The sequence below is a fragment of the Mesobacillus subterraneus genome (genome assembly GCF_000934845.1).
Lineage (GTDB): Bacteria > Bacillota > Bacilli > Bacillales > Cytobacillaceae > Mesobacillus > Mesobacillus stamsii.
Genome location: NZ_JXIQ01000164.1, coordinates 1 through 1151 on the forward strand (window position 1 = coordinate 1; position 1151 = coordinate 1151).

The window sequence follows — 1151 nt, forward strand, 5'->3', positions numbered from 1 at the left end:
ATAAATGGAATTAAAGGATTTTAGGAATATTCGTCCAATTATTATAGGTAAATAAAACCTATGGGAAGGCGGACAAATAATGAAAATCCTCCAAAATGAAAACATGGATTCAATTCAGGAAGTTAAAGCTTGTATGCACGGTTTAAGGGATCTACGGATGTTTAAACGTCTCCAGGCTATCCTTTTGCATTTAAAGGGACGGCCTTATGCAGAAATCGCTGACCTCTTAGGTTGTACCGAGCAAACGATATATAACTATGTACGAGCCTATAAAGCTAACGGATTGAAGGGATTAGTTCCCGGACAATCTCCCGGACGCCCTTGTCAACTAACGGAGGAACAAGAAAAGGAACTCTATCAGTTAATCGTTGAGAAAAAGCCAGCCGATGTCGGATTTCCCGCCGAGATGAACTGGACTTCTTTTCTTGTTCGCGATTGGATTAAGCAAACATTTGACATTGTCTATACGGATCGGGGTGTAAGAAAACTATTGACTCGTTTAGGATTTAGTTACACAAAACCAACGTACACCCTAGCAAAAGCTGACCCCCAGAAACAGGCGATGTTCAAACAAGAATTTGAAACGATTAAAAAAAATGATGAATGACGAAATTGATCGAATTCTGTTTCAAGATGAATCTATGATCCGGGACTATCAAGCTTTAGCTCATACATGGTTTCCTATAGGACAACAAAAAGTGATACCTACTTATGGAAAACATCATGGGGTTAAATTAATTGGCACCCTCGATTATGAAACAGGCGAAGTGTTTGTCGCCGAGGAGGAACACTATGATGCTCAAGTTTTCCTATCTTTTCTTGAAAAAGTTGTAGTCAAATACCAAGATGAGAAAATTGTTATGATACTAGACAATGCTAAAATCCACCATGCGAAACTGATTCAACCTTTTCTCGAAGCCCATAAAGATCATCTGCAACTTGTTTTTCTCCCTCCGTATAGTCCGGAGTTAAACCTTATTGAAGGTCTGTGGGGATGGTTAAAAAAATCGATTATCTATAATGTTTTTTACAAAACGGTAGAAGAAATTAGAGCTGCTGTCCAGACCTTCATTACACAAATCAATAAAGAACCTATGAAAATTGTTAATCGCCTATGTCTAAAACTATAAAATCTTTAGTTCCGTCTATAT

At 37.9% G+C, this 1151-nt stretch carries 1 protein-coding gene; it reads left to right on the forward strand.

The window, feature by feature from the left end; translation table 11 throughout:
• Positions 1–103: 103 nt before the first annotated feature.
• Positions 104–1130, forward strand: a protein-coding gene (locus UB32_RS20895) for an IS630 family transposase (RefSeq protein ID WP_431305983.1) whose coding sequence is annotated in 2 segments (ribosomal slippage) — positions 104–576 and positions 575–1130 — 1029 coding nt in all. Because the reading frame shifts where the segments join, the coding sequence is not laid out codon by codon here.
• Positions 1131–1151: the final 21 nt, after the last annotated feature.